This is a genomic window from Pseudomonas sp. Sample_24, from assembly GCF_004307605.1.
Lineage (GTDB): Bacteria > Pseudomonadota > Gammaproteobacteria > Pseudomonadales > Pseudomonadaceae > Aquipseudomonas.
Genome location: NZ_RCNW01000453.1, coordinates 1 through 1,146, shown reverse-complemented (window position 1 = coordinate 1,146; position 1,146 = coordinate 1). Strand labels below are relative to the sequence as shown.

Annotated in this window: 2 protein-coding genes; both read right to left on the bottom strand. The window is 60.5% G+C overall.

Annotated elements, in window-relative coordinates:
• A partial coding sequence (locus D8V06_RS26350; protein ID WP_130932108.1) for an ABC transporter permease subunit occupies positions 1-491 on the bottom strand: 491 nt, incomplete at its 3' end.
• The coding region (locus tag D8V06_RS26345) for an ABC transporter permease (protein ID WP_130932107.1) at positions 488-1,146 on the bottom strand (659 nt) is incomplete at its 5' end. The genes D8V06_RS26345 and D8V06_RS26350, both read right to left, overlap by 4 nt.

Genomic DNA, 1,146 nt, shown 5'->3' with positions numbered 1-1,146 from the left:
CTGTAGTAGGGCAACGAGCGGCGCAGGGCCGAAGGCATGATCACGTAGGCATACAGCTTCCAGCCTGTCAGGCCATAGGCCTTGGCGGCTTCGACTTCACCGTGGGCCATGCTGCGGATGGCCCCGGCGAAAATTTCCGTGGTATAGGCGCAGGTGTTCAGGGCGAACGCCAGGATGGTGCAGTTCATCGCATCGCGGAAGAAGCTGTCGAGCACCGGTTGCGCCCGCACGGCGGCGAGGCTGTAGATGCCGGTGTAGCAGATCAGCAACTGGATATAGAGCGGCGTACCGCGGAACAGGTAGGTGTAGAACTGCACTGGCCAGCGTATGTAGAAGTGCGGTGAAACCCGGGCGATGGACAGCGGAATCGAGACGATGAAACCGATGAAAATCGACGCGCTGAGCAGCCACAGGGTCATGGCCAGGCCGGTGATGTTCTGGCCGTCGGTGTAGAGGAAGGCTTTCCAGTATTCCTGCAGGAGTTCGATCATCGTACGGCCTCCCGGGTGCCGGCGGCGTAGCGGCGTTCGAGCCAGCGCAGAATGATGTTGGAGGCACTGGTGATCAGCAGATAGATCAGCGCAGCGAGCACCAGGAAGTAGAACAGTTGATAGCTGCTTTTACCCGCGTCCTGGGCTGCCTTGACCAGGTCGGCAAGGCCGATGATCGACACCAGCGCGGTGGCCTTGAGCATCACCATCCAGTTGTTGCCGATACCCGGCAGGGCAAAGCGCATCATTTGCGGGAACACCACGATACGAAAGCGCTGGCCGCGCTTGAGACCATAGGCGGTGGCCGCTTCGACCTGGCCGCGCGGCACGGCAAGGATGGCGCCGCGGAACGTTTCGGTGAAATACGCGCCGTAAATGAAGCCCAGGGTCAGTACCCCGGCGCTGAACGGGTTGATCTCGATGTATTCCCATTCCATGTAGTCGGTAAGCGACGTCAGCCAGGTTTGCAGGCTGTAGAAGATCAGCAGCATCAGCACCAGGTCCGGCACCCCGCGAATCAACGTGGTGTAGCACTGGGCAACCAGGCGCAGCAGTTTGACTTTGGACAGTTTGGCGCTGGCGCCGAGCAGGCCGAGCAACACGGCCACCAGCAGCGACATCGCCGATAATTTGATGGTCATCCAGGTGCCTTGCA